The organism is Rhizobium sp. PK7-22 (assembly GCF_056530405.1).
In genome coordinates this window covers 983215-1003744 of record NZ_CP096514.1, presented here as the reverse complement: position 1 = coordinate 1003744, position 20530 = coordinate 983215, and the positions used below count along the sequence as shown (strand labels likewise).

General features: G+C 63.0%; 21 protein-coding genes. 12 read left to right on the top strand and 9 right to left on the bottom strand.

The genetic code is table 11. The features are described 5' to 3' along the window. Positions 1-32 precede the first annotated feature (32 nt). Positions 33-647 carry a transglutaminase-like cysteine peptidase gene (locus tag M1E10_RS09530; protein WP_499176114.1) on the top strand — a complete coding sequence of 205 codons (615 nt, stop codon included), beginning with the start codon at positions 33-35 and terminating at the stop codon, positions 645-647. Positions 648-716: 69 nt separating this feature from the next. On the opposite strand, the gene mbfA is transcribed toward M1E10_RS09530, so the two are convergent. Beyond that, positions 717-1703: a VIT1/CCC1 transporter family protein gene (gene mbfA, locus M1E10_RS09525; RefSeq protein ID WP_499176113.1), complete on the bottom strand. Its 987-nt coding sequence runs from the start codon at positions 1701-1703 to the stop codon at positions 717-719. A 237-nt stretch (positions 1704-1940) separates the two neighbouring features. On the opposite strand from mbfA, the gene M1E10_RS09520 reads away from it, so the two are divergent. The 3 genes from M1E10_RS09520 to M1E10_RS09510 all read left to right on the top strand — a co-directional run bounded on the left by M1E10_RS09520 (position 1941) and on the right by M1E10_RS09510 (position 4638). Beyond that, positions 1941-3047: a TRAP transporter substrate-binding protein gene (locus tag M1E10_RS09520; RefSeq protein WP_499176112.1), complete on the top strand. Its 1107-nt coding sequence runs from the start codon at positions 1941-1943 to the stop codon at positions 3045-3047. 151 nt (positions 3048-3198) lie between these two features. Continuing rightward, positions 3199-4305, top strand: a complete 1107-nt coding sequence (locus tag M1E10_RS09515) for a TRAP transporter substrate-binding protein (RefSeq protein ID WP_499176111.1) — start codon at positions 3199-3201, stop codon at positions 4303-4305. Between the two features lie 141 nt (positions 4306-4446). Then, positions 4447-4638, top strand: a complete 192-nt coding sequence (locus tag M1E10_RS09510) for a hypothetical protein (protein WP_499176110.1) — start codon at positions 4447-4449, stop codon at positions 4636-4638. Here the strand turns inward: M1E10_RS09510 and M1E10_RS09505 are convergent. Beyond that, entirely contained in the window at positions 4635-4784 is a 150-nt protein-coding gene (locus M1E10_RS09505) for a hypothetical protein (RefSeq protein WP_499176109.1), read from the bottom strand. The two genes, M1E10_RS09510 and M1E10_RS09505, sit on opposite strands and share 4 nt — an antisense overlap. A gap of 201 nt (positions 4785-4985) precedes the next feature. Then, a complete protein-coding gene (locus M1E10_RS09500) occupies positions 4986-5153 on the bottom strand; it encodes a hypothetical protein (protein ID WP_499176108.1) in 168 nt (55 codons plus the stop codon). A gap of 178 nt (positions 5154-5331) precedes the next feature. Here M1E10_RS09500 and M1E10_RS09495 point away from each other — a divergent pair, with 178 nt between their 5' ends. The 3 genes from M1E10_RS09495 (at position 5332) to M1E10_RS09485 (ending at position 8410) form a co-directional block, all read left to right on the top strand. Continuing rightward, positions 5332-5952 (top strand): TetR/AcrR family transcriptional regulator, encoded by a 621-nt coding sequence (locus M1E10_RS09495; protein WP_499176107.1) that lies wholly within the window; start codon positions 5332-5334, stop codon positions 5950-5952. Between the two features lie 55 nt (positions 5953-6007). Further along, positions 6008-7213, top strand: a complete 1206-nt coding sequence (locus tag M1E10_RS09490; RefSeq protein WP_499176106.1) for an MFS transporter — start codon at positions 6008-6010, stop codon at positions 7211-7213. A gap of 138 nt (positions 7214-7351) precedes the next feature. Beyond that, entirely contained in the window at positions 7352-8410 is a 1059-nt protein-coding gene (locus M1E10_RS09485) for an alpha/beta hydrolase family protein (protein WP_499176105.1), read from the top strand. Position 8411: 1 nt separating this feature from the next. Here the strand turns inward: M1E10_RS09485 and M1E10_RS09480 are convergent, their stop codons facing one another. From M1E10_RS09480 to M1E10_RS09470, 3 genes are read right to left on the bottom strand one after another with little or no spacing between them, the layout of a single operon-like run. Further along, positions 8412-8936 (bottom strand): GNAT family N-acetyltransferase, encoded by a 525-nt coding sequence (locus tag M1E10_RS09480; RefSeq protein WP_499176104.1) that lies wholly within the window; start codon positions 8934-8936, stop codon positions 8412-8414. A 23-nt stretch (positions 8937-8959) separates the two neighbouring features. Next, positions 8960-9532 carry a helix-turn-helix domain-containing protein gene (locus tag M1E10_RS09475; protein ID WP_499176103.1) on the bottom strand — a complete coding sequence of 191 codons (573 nt, stop codon included), beginning with the start codon at positions 9530-9532 and terminating at the stop codon, positions 8960-8962. A gap of 47 nt (positions 9533-9579) precedes the next feature. Continuing rightward, positions 9580-11142 (bottom strand): VOC family protein, encoded by a 1563-nt coding sequence (locus M1E10_RS09470; protein WP_499176102.1) that lies wholly within the window; start codon positions 11140-11142, stop codon positions 9580-9582. 347 nt (positions 11143-11489) lie between these two features. Between M1E10_RS09470 and lepA the strand changes: the two genes are divergently transcribed. Beyond that, positions 11490-13310: an elongation factor 4 gene (gene lepA, locus M1E10_RS09465; RefSeq protein WP_499176101.1), complete on the top strand. Its 1821-nt coding sequence runs from the start codon at positions 11490-11492 to the stop codon at positions 13308-13310. A gap of 14 nt (positions 13311-13324) precedes the next feature. On the opposite strand, the gene M1E10_RS09460 is transcribed toward lepA, so the two are convergent. Then, complete coding sequence (locus M1E10_RS09460) at positions 13325-13861, bottom strand: ImmA/IrrE family metallo-endopeptidase (protein WP_499176100.1); 537 nt, start codon at positions 13859-13861, stop codon at positions 13325-13327. Then, on the bottom strand, positions 13862-14173 hold the full coding sequence (locus M1E10_RS09455) for a helix-turn-helix domain-containing protein (protein WP_499176099.1): 312 nt from the start codon (positions 14171-14173) through the stop codon (positions 13862-13864). Between the two features lie 396 nt (positions 14174-14569). On the opposite strand from M1E10_RS09455, the gene M1E10_RS09450 reads away from it, so the two are divergent. From M1E10_RS09450 to M1E10_RS09435, 4 genes are all read left to right on the top strand, one after another. Then, positions 14570-14785, top strand: a complete 216-nt coding sequence (locus tag M1E10_RS09450) for a hypothetical protein (protein WP_499176098.1) — start codon at positions 14570-14572, stop codon at positions 14783-14785. Between the two features lie 15 nt (positions 14786-14800). Beyond that, positions 14801-15016: a hypothetical protein gene (locus tag M1E10_RS09445; RefSeq protein WP_499176097.1), complete on the top strand. Its 216-nt coding sequence runs from the start codon at positions 14801-14803 to the stop codon at positions 15014-15016. Between the two features lie 72 nt (positions 15017-15088). Next, on the top strand, positions 15089-15316 hold the full coding sequence (locus tag M1E10_RS09440; protein WP_499176096.1) for a DUF2188 domain-containing protein: 228 nt from the start codon (positions 15089-15091) through the stop codon (positions 15314-15316). A gap of 1115 nt (positions 15317-16431) precedes the next feature. Beyond that, positions 16432-18318, top strand: coding sequence for an AI-2E family transporter (locus tag M1E10_RS09435; protein WP_499177134.1), 1887 nt, complete (start codon positions 16432-16434; stop codon positions 18316-18318). Positions 18319-18353: 35 nt separating this feature from the next. Here the strand turns inward: M1E10_RS09435 and M1E10_RS09430 are convergent, their stop codons facing one another. Continuing rightward, entirely contained in the window at positions 18354-20336 is a 1983-nt protein-coding gene (locus tag M1E10_RS09430; protein ID WP_499176095.1) for a putative bifunctional diguanylate cyclase/phosphodiesterase, read from the bottom strand. Positions 20337-20530: the final 194 nt, after the last annotated feature.

Below are 20530 nucleotides of genomic sequence, written 5' to 3'. Positions count from 1 at the left end.
AACCTTTTGTTAAGACTTGGAGGGACGGGTCCATGCAATACACGTTGAAGGCGCGATACTTACCCGTATTGCTACTCGCTATATTTGGGCCTACGACCGCTGCGATCCCGGCGCCCCGTGCGCTGGCCAGCATGGTGACCGGGTCGGTGACCTCTCAGCCGATCGGCCACTATGAGTTCTGCCGCGCCTTCCCGCGAGAGTGCAGCCAGCGCCTTGCCTCCAGGCCGGCGCCGAAGCTGACGCCGCATGGCTGGGCTCTCCTGACGAAAATCAACGCCTCCGTGAACGGCAGGATCCATGCGATGACCGACAAGGACATCTATGGACGGGAAGAAGTCTGGTCCTACCCCAAGGATGTCGGGGACTGCGAGGATTACGCTCTCCTCAAGCGCCGCGAGCTGGCCGCCAAGGGCTTCTCACTCGCCGATCTGCTGATCACCGTGGTGCGCAAGCCGGATGGCGAAGGGCACGCCGTCCTGACGGTCCGCACCGAACAGGGCGATTTCGTGCTCGACAACCTCAATGACGAGGTGAAGCCCTGGTACGAGACCTCCTACACCTTCCTGAAGCGCCAGGCCTCGTTCGACACCGGCCGCTGGGTCAGCATCGAGAACGGCCGCGACGTGGTGGTCGGCGCCCTGCGCTAACCCAACCGGTAGACACTGAAGCATCAAAAAGCAGGCCGCGGCCTGCTTTTTTTTCATTTCCGGCTGGCCTCAGGCGTGGCCGATGATGATGCCGGCCGCCAGCACCAGCGAACCGCCGAAGACCACCTGCATCACCGCGCGCAGGAAGGGCGTTTCCATGTAGCGGTTCTGGATGAAGGCGATCGCCCAGAGTTCGACGAAGACGACCAGGCCGGCGAGCAGCGTCGCCGTCCAGAAATGCGGGATGAGATAGGGCAGCGCGTGGCCCAGACCGCCGACGGTGGTCATGATGCCGGAGGCCAGCCCGCGCTTCAGCGGCGAGCCGCGACCGGAGAGCTTGCCGTCGTCGTGGGCAGCTTCCGTAAAGCCCATGGAAATGCCCGCCCCGACGGAGGCCGACAGGCCGATCAGGAAGGTCGACCAGGTATCCTGGGTCGCGAAGGCTGCCGCAAAGATGGGGGCAAGCGTCGAGACCGAGCCGTCCATGAGCCCTGCCAGTCCCGGCTGCACATAGGTCAGCACGAACTGGCGGTGTGCGGTCTCGTCCTCCGTTTTCCGGCCCTCTTCGCCGACATGCTCTTCACCCAGCATACGGGCAATCTCTTCATGACCCTGCTCGGCAAGCGCCAGATCGCCGAGCAGCCGCCGGGTCGAGGCGTCGCTGACGCGCCTGGCGGCCAGCGTATAGAAGCGATAGGCCTGCTCCTCCATCGCCTCGGCCTGCGCGCGGATCTTGTCGAGCGGCAGGTTCTTCACCAGCCAGTCGGGCCGCCGGACGTAGAATCCGTCCACATGCTCGCGCCGGATCAGCGGGATCCGCTCGCCGAAGCGGGTGCGGAACATCTCGATCAGCATGTTCTTGTGGGTCTGCTCGACCTCTGCCATGTCATCGAAGACCTTCGCAGAGCCCGGGTACTGTTCGCGGAGGTTTTCGGCGTAGGCCTGGTAGATGCGCGCATCCTCCTCCTCGGCGCCAATGGCGAGCGCAAGGATCTCCTCCTCGCTGAGGGTATCGAAGGGGCGACGGCGACGGGATGGAAGAAGAGCGGCAATCATTGGGTGCTCCAAAACCTAGAATTATTCTAATCTATTGATTTGCGCCGGAACTTCAAGAGCCTCGACCGCGGCGACTTGACGGGACGAGACTTCCGCCTCGTATGCGAAACAAAGCGAAAGCGCCGGCGGCGCCGCACGCAATCAAAGTCATTTTTTCCTTGCTGTTCCTGAAATGATCGAATTAGAAGGCCGCAGTAACGGCGACAGCCGTGCATCATTCAGAAAGGCGTGCCTTCCATGAACCGCAGAACATTCATCCGTCAGGCCGGCACTGCCGGCGTCGGCGTCGCGGCCGCGGCGACCCTTGCAGCGCCGGCAATCGCGCAGGAAAACCCGAAGATCACCTGGCGCATGACCTCCTCCTTCACCAAGGGCCTCGACATCCTCTTCGGCGCGGGCCAGATCGTGGCCGACCACGTGCGCGAAGCCTCCGGCGGCAACTTCGTGATCCAGCATTTTGCCGGCGGCGAGATCGTCCCACCGCTGCAGGCAGCGGATGCCGTGTCCTCGGGCACGGTCGAAATGGCGCACACCTGCTCCTATTACTATGTCGGCAAGGACCCGACTTTTGCGCTCGGCACCTCGGTTCCCTTCGGCCTCAATGCGCGCCAGACCAATGCCTGGTTCAACCAGGCCGGCGGCAACGAGCTGCTCAACGAATTCCTCGCCGGCCACAACATCCACTCCATCCTGCTTGGCAACACCGGCGCCCAGATGGGCGGATGGTTCCGCAAGGAAATCAACACGATCGAGGACCTCAAGGGCCTGAAGATGCGCATTGCCGGTCTCACGGGCCAGGTGATGAGCAAGGTCGGCGTGACGCCGCAGCAGATCGCCGGCGGCGACGTCTATGCGGCACTCGAGAAGGGCACCATCGACGCCACCGAATTCGTCGGGCCCTACGACGACCAGAAGCTCGGCTTCCACAAGGTCGCCAAGTACTACTACTACCCGGCATGGTGGGAAGGCGGTCCAGCGGTTCACGCCTTCGTCAACCTGGAGAAGTTCAACGGCCTGCCGGAGAACTACAAGCGCATGCTGCAGGACGCCTGCGCTGCCGGAAGCGCCAGCATGCTGGAGCGCTACGATGCCCAGAACCCGGTCGCCCTGCGCGAACTCGTCGCCGAGGGCGCCATCCTGCGCCCCTTCAGCCAGGAGATCCTCGACATCTGCTACAAGGCAGCGCTCGAGACCTACGCCGAAATCTCGGCGACGAACCCGGCATTCAAGAAGATCTACGACAGCCAGCAGGCCTTCAAGAAGGACGCCTACCTCTGGTCACAGATCGCCGAATACAGCTATGACACCTTCATGATGATCCAGCAGCGCAACGGCAACCTGTAAGTCGTCCGGTGGGAGCCGGCGCTCGTCGGCTCCTTCTCCCCCATTTGCCTCCCTTGGTCGAAGACGCGGCAGATGATTCCGCTTGCCGCGTCGCGTGCCAAGTCCGTAATACCGTCAGCGAGATCCGCACAACGCATCCGAGGAGGAAACCATGAACCGTCGCAACTTCCTACGGCAGGCCGCAACGGCCGGCGCCGGAGCAGCCGCCGTGCTGCCGCTTGCAGCCCCTGCGCTGGCGCAGGATCGCCCCAAGATCACCTGGCGGCTCACCTCCTCCTTCCCGAAGAACCTCGACATCATCTTCGGCGCCGCCAACGAGATTGCCGACAGCGTCAGCAATGCGACCGACGGCCAGTTCACCATCCAGATCTTCGCCGCCGGCGAGATCGTGCCCGGCCTGCAGGCCGCCGATGCCGTCGCCAACGGCACCGTCGAAATGGCGCATACCTGTTCCTATTACTACATCGGCCAGGATCCGGCCTTTGCGCTGGGCACCGCCATTCCCTTCGGCCTCAATGCCCGCATGACCAATGCCTGGTTCACGGCCGGCGGCGGCAACGACCTGATCAACGAGTTCCTGGCGCCGCGCGGCCTCTACGCGCTGCCCGCCGGCAACAGCGGCACCCAGATGGGCGGCTGGTTCCGCAAGGAAATCAATACGCTGGAAGACCTGAAGGGTCTGAAGATGCGGATCGCCGGTCTTGCCGGCCAGATCCTGACCAAGGTCGGCGTGACGCCGCAGCAGATTGCCGCCGGCGACGTCTATCCGGCGCTGGAAAAGGGCACGATCGACGCCACCGAATTCGTCGGCCCCTATGACGACCAGAAGCTCGGCTTCCAGAAGGTCGCCAAGTACTACTACTACCCCGCCTGGTGGGAAGGCGGCCCGGCCATGCATGCCTTCTTCAATCTGGCGAAGTTCAACGAACTGCCGAAGAGCTATCAGCAGATCCTGGCCAATGCCTGCGCGTCCGCCAACAACAACATGCTGGCGAACTACGATGCCCGCAACGCGGTAGCCCTGAAGCAGCTGGTGGCCGATGGCGCCATCCTGAAGCCGTTCAGCCAGGAGATCATGGAGGCCTGCTACAAGGCCGCCATCGAGACCTATGCCGAACTGTCGGAAAAGAGCCCTGCCTTCAAGACGCTCTACGACAGCCAGCTGGCTTTCAAGAAGGATGCCTATCTCTGGACGCAGGTGGCCGAATACAGCTACGACACCTTCATGATGATCCAGCAACGAGCCGGCGCTCTCTAGACCGACCGACCAGCAGCCAAGCATTCCGGAAGCCCCGCATGTCGGGGCTTGTTCTATTAGAATTGTCTACTTTTCAGGAGGAAACCAGGGAACTGCAAAGCGCCATCATCCGTTGTTGCGACATAAATCGGAGGGACTTCCATGGCGTACCCAACTACCTCGCGGCAGGCCAAAGGCGGCCTGGGCACGACAGTGCTCTTCATGCTTGCTGCTCTTGCAGGTGGCGGCTTCCTCGCCGCCACGATGGACGACGGATCGTCCTCTGCGCGCGTCTATCTGGCGGAAGACCTGTCGACGCCTACAACTGCTGCTCCTGGCGCCAGCCTGCGCTAACGGGCACCGCCTGCCGCAGGCCGGTGGGTCATCAGCCAGCACCACAGGCGCGGTGCGCACCAGATGAGCACGGCTGCCGCAGCCATGGCGAGCAGCGCTCCCACCATCGGGGAGGCAGGAAACACCACGTCCTGTCCCGCTGCCATGGATGCCAATCCCAGGCCCGCAGTCGACAGTATGGCCTGGGCCATCAACCTGAACACCGAACCTCTCCATCCGCCAGGGCGACACTGCCCACCCGCTAGCGCCCGCCGGATGCGCCTGGATTGATTCAGCGCAAATGTCGTGCGCGACAAAAAGACCCCGCACGCTGAATGTAGCGGGGTCCTGATCTGATGCCTGATGGATCAGGCGCCAGTGTTTGGGCGATTGTTGCCGACGTTGGTATTCGCAGAAGATGTTTTGCCATCCGGTGCCTGGCCAAAATGCGTGCCACCGAGATGACCGCCGGCGCTGGTGTTTTCCACCTGCTTTTCCGCGCGCTTCACGGCGTCCTTCACATCGCTCTTGGTCATGATCTGCCTCCGTCTTTCTGGTTGGGGGACAAGGGGCTAACCATGCTTGCCGCGATCTGTTCCGCAATCTTTTGCGAATGCCAAGGCTTGCGCACCCGCTCTCCCAAACATTGGAGACTTGACGGTTGTCAGCTCCTCGACTATTTGGAAACGATCGTTTCCTAATAGTGTTGCAACGATGACAACCGATACCCAGTCTAAACAGACCGTCCGCGCTCCCGGGCGTCCGCGCGAGTTCGACCTCGACGAAGCCCTCGACGCCGCCATCCTCGTGTTTTCGGAACGGGGCTACCACGGCACGTCGATCTCCGAGTTGAAGGACGCCATGGGGCTGACTGCCGGCAGCATCTACAAGGCCTTCAAGGACAAGCGCGCCGTCTTCCTCGCCGCCTTCGACCGCTACAAGACGGTGCGCGCCGCACGTCTCGACGCAAAGCTTGCGCAGGCCACCAGCGGTCGCGCCTGCGTTGCGGCTCTGCTTCGCTTCTACGCGGAAGCTGCCTGCGGCGAGACCGGGCGGCGCGGCTGCCTCGCGATCGGGGCAGCCGTCGAACTCACCCTTTTCGACGACGAGGTCGCCGAGCGCGTGGGGGGCCACAATGCCCGCCTCGTGGAGCGGATCGAAGGCTTCATTCGCGATGGCAAGGCCGACGGATCCATCTCCGGGTCTGTGGATGCGTCCGGTGCCGCACTCGCCATCTTCTCCTACCTGCAGGGCATCCGCATCGCCGGCAAGACAGGGCGCCATGACGGTGCCTCACTCGCCTCGGCCGAAGCCATCCTCAGGATCCTCGCCTGAAATCGCCGCATCACGGCCCCATCTTCACTCCTATCCTCCCAAGGGAAACCATCCGATGACCGTGCAGACCAACACAGCCGCTCCGCTTGCGCCCTCGGGCCTCTCTGGCGCCATGACCTTCGTGATGGCGGCCGCCTGCGGCCTCATCGCCGCCAACCTCTATTACGCGCAGCCGCTCGCGGGGCCGATCGCCGCCTCCATCGGCCTGCCGGCCCATCTGACCGGGCTGATCGTGACGCTGACGCAGATCGGCTATGGCATCGGCCTCTTGCTGATCGTGCCGCTCGGCGATCTCGTCGAGAACCGCCGGCTGATCCTGACGATGATCGGCGCCACGGTTGTCGCACTCCTGGCCGCCGGCCTCTCGACAGCCGCCCTGCCGTTTCTCGCCGCATCACTGGCAATCGGCCTCGCCTCCACGGCCGTCCAGATGATCGTGCCGTTTGCCGCGAGCCTTGCGCCGGATGCGCAGCGCGGACAGGTGGTCGGAAACGTCATGAGCGGCCTGATGGTCGGCATCATGATGGCCCGGCCGATCGCAAGCTTCATCGCCCGCTTTTCCTCCTGGCACCTCGTCTTCTTCCTCTCGGCGGGCGTGATGATCCTGCTCGGATGCCTGCTCGCGGTGCGCCTGCCGAAGCGGGTGCCGCAGACCCGGCTTTCCTACGTCGGCCTGATCGCCTCCATGGGGCAGCTCTATGCGACGCAGCCGGTGTTGCGCCGCCGCGCCTTCTACCAGGCGTGCCAGTTCGCCGCCTTCAGCCTGTTCTGGACGGTGACGCCGCTGCTCCTGGCCGGGCCTGCCTTCCAGCTCACGCAGGCGGGGATCGCCCTCTTCGCGCTTGCCGGCGTGGCCGGTGCCATCGCCTCTCCGATTGCCGGACGGCTCGCCGACCGCGACCTCGGCCGGCCGGCGACGATGTTCGGGATCGCCTCGGTCGCCATTGCCTTGCTCATCACCCATATCGCCCCGGAAGGCTCGACGATGGCGCTGGCGCTCCTGACTGTTGCGGCCATTCTTCTGGATTTCGGCGTCACCATGACACTGGTGATCGGCCAGCGGGCGATCTACGGCCTGGGTGCCGACCTGCGCAGCCGCCTGAACGGCCTCTTCATGGCCACCTTCTTCTGCGGCGGCGCCATCGGCTCGGCCGTGGGCGCCTGGGCCTTTGCGGAAGGCGGCTGGATGCTCGCCTCGATGATCGGCCTGGCGCTGCCCGTCATCGCGCTTGGCCATTTCATGACCGAGAACCGTTCCTAGAGAAGCAGCGTTTCTCCCGCACCACCGGTCTGCCAGGGACTTGATCCTGTTTGAGGACGACCTCGAACAGGATCAAGGTCGATCAACGGAGCCCATTTTCGCACTGTCGGCCATCGCGTTCCAACCCGGAGGCTCCCCATGCGACTGACCACACTTCTTCTTGTTTCGCTTTTCACCACTGCGACGCCGGTCCTGGCCGCAGATGCTGTCGGGGTTGCCACAATCCCGGTCACCTCCCCGGAGCGCGGCAAGGATCTTTCCGTCACGGTCTGGTATCCGGCCGCCGAAGGCGGGGTCGAGACGCTCGTTGGCGACAATCGTATCTTTACCGGCGCAGCGGCACGGCGGAATGCGCCGCCTTTGCCCGGCCGATTTCCCCTGGTGCTGGTCTCCCATGGCTCCGGTTCGTCCGCCGAAGGCCTGGCATGGATCGCAACACAGCTTGCGGAGAAGGGTTTCATCGTCGCCGGGCCCAACCATCCCGGCACGACGAGCGGCGATTCCACGCCCATTGCCACGCCGCGCATCTGGGAGCGGACGCAAGATCTCGCAAACATCATCACTGCGATGATGACCAGCCCGAAATGGAACCCCTCGATCAAAGCCGGAAAGATTGGCGTTCTCGGCTTCTCGCTGGGCGGCAGCACGGCGCTGGAACTGATCGGCGCACGCGCCGATCTCCCGGCCTATGCCGAATACTGCGACCGGAACCCTCAGATGATGGATTGCCAATGGTTTGCTGGCGGCTTCGGTTTCGTCGATGGCAAACGCGTCGTGTCGCCGGTCGTCAACCTCCACACGTTCGACAAGGTCCATTTCGAGCAGTCCAATCTCGACCCGCGCATTGTCTCAGCCGTCGTGATCGATCCGGGCCTTGCCTCATCCTTCCAAGCCGAGAGCCTGAAGGCGATCCGTGTGCCGACAACGATCATCAACCTCGGCAGCCCTGGCGGGGTTCCGGTCGCCGTCTATTCTTACAAGCTGTCCGCCGAGATCCCGGATGCGCAGTATCACCAGATCTCAGGCGCAAACCACTTCAGCTTTCTGCCCGTCTGCAAGCCGGGTGCGCAGGACCTGCTGTTCGAATTTGGCGATACGGATCCGATCTGCGATGGAAAGGGCCTGCGCGACCGCGCGGACGTGCACCGGGACGCCGCAAAACTGATCATCAAGGCTTTCGCAACAACGCTGGATTAGGTCACTGACCGATCCGCTTGTAGAACAGCGTCGTGCCGCAGAAGCCACCCTGCGGCCACAGCGCATAGTCGGGGATGGTGCCGACGCGCTCCCAGCCGAAGCGCGGATAGATCGCCTCCGCCTCGCTGCCGGTCGCCGTATCCAGCACCAGCAGGGAGCGGCCCCGTCGCGCCGCTTCCGCCTCCACCTCTTCCATGAGCCTGCGCGACAGGCCGAGACCACGGGCCGAACGGTGCACGAGAAGCTTCATCAGGTCGCCCCGGTGCGGCTGGTTCGGCTTGGAGGCAAGCCCCACCTGCACCGTGCCGATGACCTTTCCCTCCCGTTCGGCAAGGCAGAGGATAATGCCGCCTGTCGCGACCTCTGCGGCGATGTCCTGCCAGTAGGCGGCGGCATCCTTCGGCTCGAAGGGCAGCATGAAGCCCAGCGAGGCGCCGCCGTTGATGCCATCGGAGAGGATCTCGCAGAGGTCGGGAATGGCTGCCCGGGCGGCTTGCGCGTCGGCAATGCGAATGGTCGTGGTCACGGGGGTCTGTCTCCTTGTCGGCATCAGCGGCCGCGGTCGAGGACGACGGCGTAGCGGGCGGGGCCGTTACCCGGGTTGTGGAATTCGAAGGTGTCGCCAATGTCCATGAACAGGCAGTCGCCGGGATAGAGTCGGTGCACCGTCTCGCCGATCGTCATCTGCAGCTCGCCCGCAAACAGCCAGACATACTGGGTCATCACACTTTCTGCCCGCGGCGGAAAACTGACGCGGGCGCCGGGCGGAAACTCCACCTCGACGAGATCGATCCGGCTCGGCATGCCTGGCGGCGACACCGAGCGGCGCAGGTAACCGGTGTGCGGGTCGCGCCACAGGCGCTGCTCGCCATGACGGCTGAGCGGCGACGCCGGCCTCGTCTCGTCGGCAAAAAAAGCGGAGAGCGACAGTCCCAGCGCCTCGCAGAGCCGCGCCAGAAGGGCTGCCGTCGGGCTCGCCTCCGCGCGCTCGACGCGCGAGATCATCGCCCGGCTGACGCCGGAGCGCGCCGCCAGCTCGTCCAGCGTCAGGCCCTGCTCGTCGCGCAGTGCCCGCACCCTTTCGCCCAGCGTTTTCTCGAAGAAACTGTCTGCGTGTTCCATTATCCGAGATTGCATCTCTCTGATAGTGGAGTCAATAGAAGTCGATGCTACGCCTGAGACGCGGCGCCGCATGACATCCAGGCCTGCGCCAGCGGCACGTCCTGATCCGAGAGACCATGCCCGGCATCGATGAAGTGGCTGGTGAGATCTGCCCCACTCTCCGTCAGCCAGGCCTCCAGCCGCCGTGCGGATGGCGCCGCTTGGTCCTGGTGTCCGCTCACCATCAGCACCGAGGAGCCCGTGAAATCGGTGCCCGGCACGTCTTCCAGCACCAGCATCGGCCGAAGCAGGATCGCCCGGCGGATGAGGCCCGGATGCAGCGCCATGAGTGCGGTCAGGAAGTTCGCGCCATTGGAAAGACCGAGGAAAAACAGACGATCGGGGTCGAGGCGATAGCCGGACACGGCGCCCTCGACGAAGGCGGCGAAAGCCTCGGCCTCGGCGCGGATGTCTTCCTGGTCGAAGCTTGTGGAGGAGAACCGCCGGAACCAGCGGGGCACCCCCTCTTCCACGGAGCGGCCGCGCACGCCGAGAAGCATAGCCTGCGGTGCAATGCGATGCGCCAGCGGCATCAGGTCGGATTCGCTGCCGCCGCTGCCGTGCAGCAGCACGATCGTCTCGTCCGACGGTTCGTCGGGCACGAAGAAGCGGTGGACGAAGGGCAGGTCGCGCCGCGGCATGCGCGGCTCACCCGGCATGGAAAACTGCGGCAGCAGCACCTTGAGATCCTCCGCCCGCGCCTCGTCGCCCGGCGGCACGAAGAGCGTCTCGCCCAGGTGCCCCGGCGCCTCGTCGAGCGCAAAGCCCGGACCGTCGGTCGCCAGCTCGATCAGCGTGCCGCCCGGTTCGCGAACATAGAGCGAGGTGAAATACTTGCGGTCATGCAGGTTCGTCGGCGAGGAATTGCGCTTGGAAAGCTCCGCCTCCGCCGCCCGCACCGCGGCGACATCGGCGGCGCGGAAGGCGACGTGATCGGCCGTGCCCGTTCCCGGAATGCCCGGCACATAGCCGGAGGCATCGCGGATATCGACCGCATCCGTGTCCGACAGCATGCGCTGCATCGCGCCCGCCACCGGACCGGGCCGATAGCCGAAACGCTGGACGAAGGCTGCGGTCTCCTCCAGCGTCTCGGTCAGGATGGTCACGGCCCGCAGCCGCTGAACGGCGAGATCGGCGCTGCGCTCCCTGGTGGGCGCGGCCGGGCCACTGCCGACGAGCTTGACGATGATGCCGTCGGCATCCTTCAGCCGCAGCACCGTCTCGCCGAACTCGTGGAGCGGCCCTTCCACCGGCACGCGCTGCGTGATCGCCCGCGTCATCCACTCGCCGATGGAATTCCGCGGCACCGAAAAGGCGATCTCCGAGACCTGGCCGTTGCCGACGCGGCCCGGCGCCCCGTCCTCCCAGACGAGGAAGGTGACGAGCGTGCCCGGCTCCGCCTGCGCATTCCCGTAGAAGAGATGCAGCTGCTCGGCATCCTCGAAGCCGCCGGTGCGCTTGACGAGATGGAGCCCGAGGAAGCCCACATAGAAATCGACATTGTCCTGCACCCGGCGGGTGATCAGGGTGACGTGGTGGATGCCGGTGGCGACGGAAGAGGTCGGGCTCATGCTGGGCTTTCAGGACTGGAAACGGTGAACAGGGCTTGGCAATCACAGGCAGTGTAAAAGCAAAAGCCGCCGGGGTCTGCCGGCAAGTTGCAGTTGCCGGGCAACACACCGTTGCGAAATGCAGCACTTTGACCACCACCACCACCGGCATCGGGCTCGCCCTGGTCGCGCCTCTCTAGAACCCTGGCCACAGACCGCCGGATGGCATGTCGCGCCGCATGCGGAGACCAAATTGCCATGTCGGGAACACATCTTCTCCGCTGCGGCTGCCAAAGCCTCGCATTTATCGCAAATCCCCCGCACTACCGGCTAGGCGGGCGCCCTGCCCGCTGCTATATGCGCGAGCCATGAGCACTGAACGCACGCCGCTGAGCCACATCCGCAACTTCTCCATCGTCGCCCATATCGACCATGGCAAGTCCACCCTCGCCGACCGGCTGATCCAGACGACCGGCGGATTGGCCGAGCGCGACATGTCCGAGCAGGTTCTCGATTCGATGGATATCGAGCGCGAGCGCGGCATCACCATCAAGGCCCAGACGGTGCGCCTGCACTACAAGGCCAACAATGGCGAAACCTATGTGCTGAACCTGATCGACACGCCCGGCCACGTCGACTTCGCCTACGAGGTCTCGCGTTCGCTGTCGGCCTGCGAAGGCTCGCTGCTCGTCGTCGACGCCTCCCAGGGTGTGGAAGCGCAGACGCTGGCCAACGTTTATCAGGCGATCGACAACGACCACGAGATCGTCACCGTTCTCAACAAGGTCGACCTGCCCGCCGCCGAGCCGGACCGTATCCGCGAGCAGATCGAGGAAGTCATCGGCATCGACGCCTCCGAAGCCGTGCTGATTTCGGCCAAGACGGGTCTCGGCATCCCCGACGTGCTGGAAGCCATCGTCCACAAGCTGCCTGCGCCGAAGAGCGAGATGGGCGAAAAAGGCCCGCTGAAGGCGCTGCTCGTCGACAGCTGGTACGACACCTATCTCGGCGTCATGGTTCTGGTGCGCGTCCTCGACGGCGTGCTCACCAAGGGTCAGGTGATCCGCATGATGGGCACCGATGCCAAATACCACGTCGAGCGCGTCGGCGTGCTGACGCCGAAGATGCTCGCCGTCGACTCGCTCGGCCCGGGCGAGATCGGCTTCTTCACCGGCTCGATCAAGGAAGTGGCCGATACCCGCGTCGGCGACACGATCACCGAGGACAAGCGCCCGACCGCCAAGATGCTGCCGGGCTTCAAGCCGGCCCAGCCGGTCGTCTTCTGCGGCCTCTTCCCAGTCGACGCCGCCGACTTCGAGGACCTGCGCTCGGCGATGGGCAAGCTGCGCCTCAACGACGCCTCCTTCTCGTTTGAAATGGAATCCTCCGCCGCGCTCGGCTTCGGCTTCCGCTGCGGCTTCCTCGGGCTGCTGCATCTGGAAATCATCCAGGAGCGCCTCGAGCGCGAGTTCAACCTCGACCTCATCGCAACTGCGCCTTCGGTCGTCTACAAGCTGTTCATGACCGACGGCACGGAGCGCGAGCTGCACAATCCGGCCGACATGCCGGACGTGGTGCGCATCTCCGAAATCCACGAGCCGTGGATCAAGGCGACGATCCTGACGCCGGACGATTATCTCGGCGGCATCCTGAAGCTCTGCCAGGACCGCCGCGGCATCCAGACCGAACTCACCTACGTCGGCAAGCGCGCCATGGTCACCTACGAGCTGCCGCTCAACGAAGTGGTCTTCGATTTCTACGACCGCCTGAAGTCGATCTCGAAGGGCTATGCCTCCTTCGACTATCATCTCGACGCCTATCGCGAGGGCAACCTCGTGAAGATGTCGATCATGGTCAATGGCGAACCGGTCGATGCGCTGTCGATGCTGGTGCACCGGACGGCGGCCGAAAAGCGCGGCCGCGACATGTGCGAGAAGCTGAAGGACCTGATCCCGCGCCACATGTTCAAGATCCCGATCCAGGCCGCCATCGGCGGCAATGTGATCGCCCGCGAGACGATTTCCGCCATGCGCAAGGACGTGACCGCCAAATGCTACGGCGGCGACGCCACCCGCAAGCGCAAGCTTCTGGACAAGCAGAAGGCCGGCAAGAAGCGCATGCGCCAGTTCGGCAAGGTCGAGATCCCGCAGGAAGCGTTTATTGCGGCGTTGAAGATGAGCGACGAGTGACAGGGCAGGGCCCCTCAGCTCAGAATGTTTGCGATCCGAAACGCCATCGCCTGTTGGCTAACAGCGTATTTCTTGGCCAGCGACGTCAGAACTGCATCGTCTTCAAGATCTATTGCTTGTTCCGCCAGAGCTTTTAACAGCATTCGTTTCGGCATCAGGAGCTCAGCAGCGAAGTGATTTGCTTCAACCTCTTGATAATTGATCGCTAATGACGAATTCTTGTCGCGATAGAGGACCGCCATTTTCTCGTCGATATGTATTTTTTCAGCCTTGTGCAGATGAAAATGCCCTATTTCATGGGCAATTGTGAACCTTTGTCGGTTTCGGTGATGCGCCGAATTGACGGCAATGGTTGGGTGGGGATGCAGTATTAGCATCCCAGCGAGATCACCCTCTGAGTAAGGCGCAAATTTCACCGAAATATCCAATGATTTGGCTACCGCTTCCACCGGAACCGGCGGCTCGTTGCAGCGAACTCTCGCTAGGAGCTCTTCAACGAGTCGCCTTATTTCATGCGCTCGCGCAGGCTTAAGCCATATTTTTTGACGCATTTAATTGCCTTGTAGCTGGCTTATCCAGCTCTTGAATTGGTTCGCTGAGGCGGGAAGCTCATCCAGAAGCGAGTCGGTTGGTGTATCGTCGCTATGGGGAATGAGTGCGCTAGGCGCGACCCCGAGAATTGCGGAGAATTTGACGAGCTGCAGCACTGTAATCTGCTGCCTGCCTTTCTCGATATTTGCAATTGATGGTCGGGACAGACCAGCTCGTTCTGCAAACTCTTCTTGCGTAACCCTGAGGTTGCCTTCCCTCTTCTCCTTGAGGAGAGCACCAAGCCGGACATAGAAATCGTTGTTTTCAAACATGATTTTGTCCTCTGCGTCTCTTCCTGAGAGAATAGCGCACCGCAGCAAAAAGTCAAGATCGCAAACATCGCCGCCGGATTAGTTTGCATTATTGACGTTTGCCTTATGGTCAGGCATCAATGTTTGCGTAAGTGTACCTTGAGTCGTGTAATCCTCCCAACGAAAGAAAGGGCCCATGATGGCCAGCTACTACCGAAACAAAAACGCGCAGTTGAATGGCGACCATGAGGTTCACCACTCAGGCTGCGCCTGGATGCCCGTCCCGGCGAACCAGCACTATCTCGGCGAATTTGACAGCTGCTTTCGGGCAGTCGCCGTTGCCAAGACCTTCGATCAGAGCGCGGACGGATGCGCTTATTGCTCACCCGCTTGCCACACTCGCTAAGGAGATCATCTATGGCAAAAGGCAATGGAAGCGGCACTCGTCATCGCAGTGCTATCAACGGCAAGTTCGTCACTGAACGGAAGGCTGCCTACAACCCGCGGACGACCCTGTCCGAACAAATCGGTGGCGGAAGCACCCACGGTGCGCACCGCAGCGCGGTCACGGGAAAATTCGTTTCGGACAGCTTTGCGAAGCGGCATCCCAAGACCACGATCCGGGACAGCTGAGGAGGGGAGGACACCATGCCGATATCTTTTAAGTACAAGGGGCGCTCCTTTTCAAATGCACGTTCGATGACGGCGGCAGTGGAACGTGACCTCAAAACCGAAATGGAACGAAAACTACGTCAGGCCGCCTCAAGCGCTGGCGTTCAGATCTCGAAAAAAGCCGAGGGAAAGTTCGAGATCAAGGGGACAACCACCCAAGTGGAGCGGTTCAACCACCGCTTCGGGAAGTGACCTCAGTGAGCCAACGGTGAGCACTTTTGAAAAAGAGTGCTCACTCCCACTCTCCATTTTCCAAGGTGCTAAATGACTAAGAACCGTAATCAACATGTCGTCCCCCATGCCAATGGCTGGGCCGTTAAGGGGGCGGGCTCCGAACGGGCCACCAAAGTCGTCCCAACCCAGAGCGAAGCCATCGGCATTGCCCGTGGCATCGCGCAGAACCAGCAGTCGGAAATGCTGATCCATGGAGAGAACGGTCGCATCCGCGAGCGTAATTCCTACGGCGATGATCCCTACCCGCCGAAGGGCTGAAGACTAAAGGCGGCAGCTGCTTTCGTGGTGGCTGCCCCCTACCACCCGTTGCCGGAGCAGCGGAAGGACGAGCAGCCGCAGCAGATGGGCATCGCGGGTTGAGACGCCTCCATGGCTTTAGGCATGACGGCAGCCCTCTCCGTCGTCACCCTCGGCCCTGTCCTTTCGTCATCCTCGGACTTGAGCCGAGGACTAAAACCCAAGCCTTCCCCGCCAAAATCATTTTTCCGCGCCGCCGCCGGTCGTCCTAACCCGTTGATGTCGCTGGCCTGTGCGTGGATCCTCGGATCAAGTCCGAGGATGACGAAGGAAAAAGTGGCGTACCCACATCCACCCCCTCCCAACCCATGCTTAAAATCCACCCGTTCCGCTCTCGGATACACCGGCAGGCGTGCCGGCGAGGTGGGGCCGGCGCCGGGTGTGAGGGGACGACGTAAAATCTCACCTCCGGGGTTCGCGGAAAATGGTCTCCCTCCGGCGACACGGGGAGAGGCGCGGGGTTTCGGACCGGACCCTCGCCTCTTGAAGCCCGAAAGAGTGCGCCGGGCGTGCCTGTGCGGCACACAGGGGGGTCTCGGGATTGGTGTCGCCGGACGAATACGTCCGTCGCGACAGCGAGCGTTCGGCGAAGGTGCCTTAAGTGTTGGCGGTAACTTGGTCCGCCCGGGCTTTTGGCAACCAGACGAACACCATTCCCGAAGACCCTTGCAGAGGGGCCGGAGTCGCGGGCAACAACCGCCGAACGGGGCACTGAGAGGTGCCACATAAAACTAACTTACGAGGCAGCTTTCAGCGCCCCGTCCGAATTTGAAAGTTTTGTAGATCGCCAAGGGAGGAGTGCGTCTTGTCTGCAGCGTCGCGTGCCCGCCCCCGCCCTTCGCGGCTTTGCCCTGCGGGCTGCGCATCGTCATCTCGTCCGCGCATCGCGGGGGTTCCGATGGTTTGTCGGTGCGTGGCCTCCCCTCATTGCAAAGCCCCGGCCGCGCCCTACCTGCTTGAGACAGGAAGCCCGACTTATTGGCGTCGAGGACGACCGGGCAACGGAGGCTGAATTGCAAGACGTCACCGGGGGCCCGCGGCCTCCCTATTCGGTTTCGCCGTCCTCCCCATCCCACATGCCCGCTTTTGCCAGCGTGCTGGCGATCATCGCCATCCTCTATTTCGCCAAGGAGGTGCTTCTTCCGCTGGCGATTGCCGTTCTCCTGACCTTCGCCCTGGCGCCGATTTCCTCGCGCCTTCGCAAGCTGGGGCTTCCCCGGGTCCTGGCCGTGATCACCACCGTCGTGCTCGCCTTTGCCGTCCTGATCCTGTTCGGGCTGGTCGTGGCGTCGCAGGTGGCCGAAGTGGCGCAGAACCTTCCGGCCTACCAGGGCAATATCATCGGAAAGATCCGCAGCCTTCAGGAAAGCGGGGCCGACAGTGGCATCATGCGGCGTCTCACCCTGGTGGTCGAGAGCGTCGGTCGCGAACTTGACAGCGTCGAGCAGACCGCAGGCCCCGCCAGCAATGCGGTGTCGGCCAGGGAACCTCTGCTCGTCGAGATCTTTGCACCCAGCCGTCCGATCGACACGCTGACGAGCCTGATCGGACCTCTGCTGGGCCCCATCGCCTCGCTCGGCCTGATCGTCGTCGTCGTCGTCTTCATGCTTCTGGAGCGCGAGGAGCTTCGCGACCGCTTCATCCGGCTCGTCGGCTATGGTGATCTCCACCGCACGACGGAGGCCCTGCAGGAAGCCGGCAGCCGGGTTGCGCGCTACCTCCTGATGCAGCTGGTCGTGAACTGCGCCTATGGCGTTCCGCTCGCGCTCGGCCTGTGGATCGTCGGCATTCCGAATGCGGTGCTGTGGGGCATGCTCGCCATCGTCCTGCGGTTCGTCCCCTACATCGGACCCGTGATCGCGACCGTGCTGCCGCTGTTTCTGGCCTTCGCAGTCGATCCCGGCTGGAGCCTCGTGCTCTGGGTGGGCGCCATCTTCCTCGTGCTGGAGCTGACCAGCAACAATATCGTCGAACCCTGGCTCTACGGCTCGCGAACCGGGCTCTCGCCGCTCGCCATCATCGTCGCCGCCATCTTCTGGGCCTGGCTCTGGGGACCGGTCGGGCTGGTTCTGTCAACACCGCTGACGGTGTGCCTTGCGGTCCTGGGACGCTATGTGCCGCAGTTCAAATTCCTGGAGGTCCTGTTTGGCAGCGAACCGGTGCTCGATCCGAAGGAGCGCCTCTATCAGCGGCTTCTGGCCGGAGACCCCCATGAGGCAACCGATCATGCGGAGGAGCTGCTGGAGAAGGACTATCTCGAGGACTACTACGGGACGGTTGCGATCCCAGCACTTCTGCTGGCGGAACAGGACCGCAGACGCGGGGTCCTGAAACCTGAACAGATGGAGAGGGTATTTGGAACCGCGATGACGCTGGTCTCCAACCTCGAGGAAATCGCTCAGGAAGAGGAACATGAGGACGGGCACGAGGCGGGCAAGGCGACAGAGGAAACCCCTCTCGCGCCTGCCTCGGGAGCAACCGCCGGCGACGAGGAACTGCCCGACGGCACCGGCAAGACGATCCTGTGTGTCGGGGGCAGAGGGCCGCTCGATGATGCTTCCGCTGCCATGCTGGCGCAGGTGCTTCAGGTGCAGGGGGCCGATGTGGTCACAGTCCGGCATTCCGACGTCGCCGATCGTCAAGGCCCGGACATCGTTCCACATGGTGTCGACGGGATCATCCTCTGTTTCCTCAACGAGGACTCGGGCAAATATGCGCGGATCCTCGTGCGCCGCTTCAAGCGACGCTATCCCGATGTCCGGGTCGGGGCGGTGCTGTGGTCGGAGCGGAAGGAAGACCCGTCGACGCCTCCTCTCGAAGGAGGAGATTTCGTCGCCACGAGTTTGACGGAGGCCGTGCGCGAGGTGCTCTCCGACGCACCGCCCTCGCCTTCCGCAATTCCGCGCAAGATCCAGATCCGCACGCGGCGGCTGCCGGCAAGGATCACCCCCGCGACACCTTGAGCGCGGATACAGCGCTCGCCCTCGGCAAGTGTCGGCTAGCTGATGGCCTTGCTCCAACGGGGAACAGGCAATGGTACCGTTCTGGCCGGTGCGGGGCGTCCCAGATAGTATCCCTGCCCGAAATCGACCTGCAATCGACGCACGAGGGCCAGATGCTCTTCGGTCTCGATCCCTTCCACCAGGATCTTTGCCTTCGTGTTGCGGGCCAGCCTGACGATGTCGGCCAGCATGACGGAACCCTTGGAGGTCTCGCAGTCGTGAAGAAACGACTTGTCGATCTTGACGCAGTCGAAGTCGATCAGCCGCAGCCACGAGAGGCCGGCAAAGCCGGTGCCGAAGTCGTCCAGCCAGATCTTGATGCCGAGGGACTTCAGGTCGCTGATGCAGCGCAGCAGGCTGGAGTGGATCTCCATCTCCTGCCCCTCGGTGATCTCGAAGGCCAGGCGGTCTCCGCAGATGCCGAACTCGCTCAATGTCATCGCCACGCCGGCCGCAAAGCCCGGCATCCGCAGCTGGATCGGAGACACGTTGACGCTTACCACGCGGGCGAGGTCCTTGACGAGGATATCCTCGCAGACCCTGCGGATCGCCCATTGGCCGAGGGCCACGATCGCGCCGGTGCGCTCGGCGGCCGGAATGAAGACGCAGGGCGCAATTGCGGTGCCGTCGAGCATGCGCAGTCGCATCAGGGATTCCACCGCAACCGTCTCGCCGGTGACAATGTCCTGTACCGGCTGGTAGACCATCGACACCAGATCCTGTGCGATGGCGATCTTCAGCAGGGCGGCGATGTTCTCGCTGTCGTCGTTGTTGTTGGGATCATCGGGGGCAAAGAGCCGGACGCAATTGCGTCCGGCAGCCTTGGCGCTGTAGAGCGCCCTGTCGGCCTGGTGGATGACCTTCTCGACCTTCGCGGCGGCAACGTCCTTTGTCAGGGCTGCACCAACGCTTACCGTTACTTTCGCCGTCCCGTCCCGCCGCTGCTCGTGGCGCAGCGAGAGGTCTTCGACAACGGCACGAACGGCTTCGGCGAAGGCCGCAACGGTGTCTTCATCGGCCAGATTGACAAGGAATATGAACTCCTCGCCGCCGTAGCGGCCAAGAGAGGCCCGGTGCTGATCGGCGAACGCCCGCAGCGCCTCCGCCACGACGACAAGGCAGCGGTCACCGTCGAGATGGCCATAGTAGTCGTTATATCTCTTGAAGAAGTCGACATCGACCAGAACGACCGCGAACGGTCGGCCATTCTGCCGCCACTCGGCCCATAGCGATCGGAGCGTCTCGTCGATGGCGCGCCGGTTGGCCAGTCCTGTCAGGGGATCGGTATTGGACAACCGCAGCAGTGCTTCACCCCGCTCAGCCGCCTCCTCCTGTCGAGCCTTTGCCACCAGCGCATTGAGGAAGACATTGTAGCGCTCACGGTTCAGCTTCCAGTTCACATAGGAGGTGAAGATGAAGCAGGAGAGGCAGAAGATCCCGAAGGTAAGCTTGTAGACCTGCTCCTCCTGCGGAAACGACAGCAAGGCAGCGAAGAACAGGAGGACAATCACCGCCGATGCCATCAGGGACAGGCGGAACGGGAAATTGAAGAACAGGTTGACGCTCATCATGAAGATGGCACCAAAGACCATGTAGTAGGACATGACGTCGGTCTGGGAGGTCATCAGCGCCGTGGAAAGCCAGCCCGCATAGGCCAGGACCAACGCCAGGGCCGCCGTTCGATCGATGGCGTCCGCGTCTTGCTGGAGGCGCATCTGGATCTCCAGCGCCAACAGCATGATTGCCGAGACCGTAAACCGTGCGGCCACTGTATAGTTGGCCACATCGGCGATCAGCAGGATGTCGCTGACCGAAAAGAGCAGATAGACCAGGACCGCGATCCACAGACCCTGTCGGGTCGTGTGCTTGCGGGATTCCTCCGAGTGCTCCTGGTAGAGCGCCTGAAGCACTGCAGCCGGCTGCGCCCGCGGATCACGCGGAACATCGATGTCGATGGGGTCTGTCACTTTGTGCATCATGCACGGTCCACCGCTTTCACTGCTGCGGGTTGTCAACGTCGGAGCCGCCCAAGAGGGTGTTTGTGCCATGCGATCAATGCACCGTCTCCTCGACAGGCATCCCCTAGCAGACAAACGAAATGCAAGAGCAAAAATAGCTCAAATGGCTTAACGCTTTGCCACCCCCTGTCGGCCCGCAACTCTCCCCGGATCGT

What these genes read in the sequence shown, in the direction of transcription:
- M1E10_RS09490 (WP_499176106.1), top strand. Translation starts at nt 6,008, where the DNA reads ATGACCGTGCAGACCAACACAGCCGCTCCGCTTGCGCCCTCGGGCCTC.
- M1E10_RS09445 (WP_499176097.1), top strand. Translation starts at nt 14,801, where the DNA reads ATGCCGATATCTTTTAAGTACAAGGGGCGCTCCTTTTCAAATGCACGT.
- M1E10_RS09530 (WP_499176114.1), top strand. Translation starts at nt 33, where the DNA reads ATGCAATACACGTTGAAGGCGCGATACTTACCCGTATTGCTACTCGCT.
- M1E10_RS09460 (WP_499176100.1), bottom strand. Translation starts at nt 13,861, where the DNA reads ATGCGTCAAAAAATATGGCTTAAGCCTGCGCGAGCGCATGAAATAAGG.
- M1E10_RS09500 (WP_499176108.1), bottom strand. Translation starts at nt 5,153, where the DNA reads ATGACCAAGAGCGATGTGAAGGACGCCGTGAAGCGCGCGGAAAAGCAG.
- M1E10_RS09495 (WP_499176107.1), top strand. Translation starts at nt 5,332, where the DNA reads ATGACAACCGATACCCAGTCTAAACAGACCGTCCGCGCTCCCGGGCGT.
- M1E10_RS09430 (WP_499176095.1), bottom strand. Translation starts at nt 20,336, where the DNA reads ATGATGCACAAAGTGACAGACCCCATCGACATCGATGTTCCGCGTGAT.
- M1E10_RS09515 (WP_499176111.1), top strand. Translation starts at nt 3,199, where the DNA reads ATGAACCGTCGCAACTTCCTACGGCAGGCCGCAACGGCCGGCGCCGGA.
- M1E10_RS09475 (WP_499176103.1), bottom strand. Translation starts at nt 9,532, where the DNA reads ATGGAACACGCAGACAGTTTCTTCGAGAAAACGCTGGGCGAAAGGGTG.
- M1E10_RS09435 (WP_499177134.1), top strand. Translation starts at nt 16,432, where the DNA reads ATGCCCGCTTTTGCCAGCGTGCTGGCGATCATCGCCATCCTCTATTTC.
- M1E10_RS09520 (WP_499176112.1), top strand. Translation starts at nt 1,941, where the DNA reads ATGAACCGCAGAACATTCATCCGTCAGGCCGGCACTGCCGGCGTCGGC.
- M1E10_RS09455 (WP_499176099.1), bottom strand. Translation starts at nt 14,173, where the DNA reads ATGTTTGAAAACAACGATTTCTATGTCCGGCTTGGTGCTCTCCTCAAG.
- mbfA (WP_499176113.1), bottom strand. Translation starts at nt 1,703, where the DNA reads ATGATTGCCGCTCTTCTTCCATCCCGTCGCCGTCGCCCCTTCGATACC.
- M1E10_RS09440 (WP_499176096.1), top strand. Translation starts at nt 15,089, where the DNA reads ATGACTAAGAACCGTAATCAACATGTCGTCCCCCATGCCAATGGCTGG.
- lepA (WP_499176101.1), top strand. Translation starts at nt 11,490, where the DNA reads ATGAGCACTGAACGCACGCCGCTGAGCCACATCCGCAACTTCTCCATC.
- M1E10_RS09470 (WP_499176102.1), bottom strand. Translation starts at nt 11,142, where the DNA reads ATGAGCCCGACCTCTTCCGTCGCCACCGGCATCCACCACGTCACCCTG.
- M1E10_RS09510 (WP_499176110.1), top strand. Translation starts at nt 4,447, where the DNA reads ATGGCGTACCCAACTACCTCGCGGCAGGCCAAAGGCGGCCTGGGCACG.
- M1E10_RS09505 (WP_499176109.1), bottom strand. Translation starts at nt 4,784, where the DNA reads ATGGCAGCGGGACAGGACGTGGTGTTTCCTGCCTCCCCGATGGTGGGA.
- M1E10_RS09450 (WP_499176098.1), top strand. Translation starts at nt 14,570, where the DNA reads ATGGCAAAAGGCAATGGAAGCGGCACTCGTCATCGCAGTGCTATCAAC.
- M1E10_RS09485 (WP_499176105.1), top strand. Translation starts at nt 7,352, where the DNA reads ATGCGACTGACCACACTTCTTCTTGTTTCGCTTTTCACCACTGCGACG.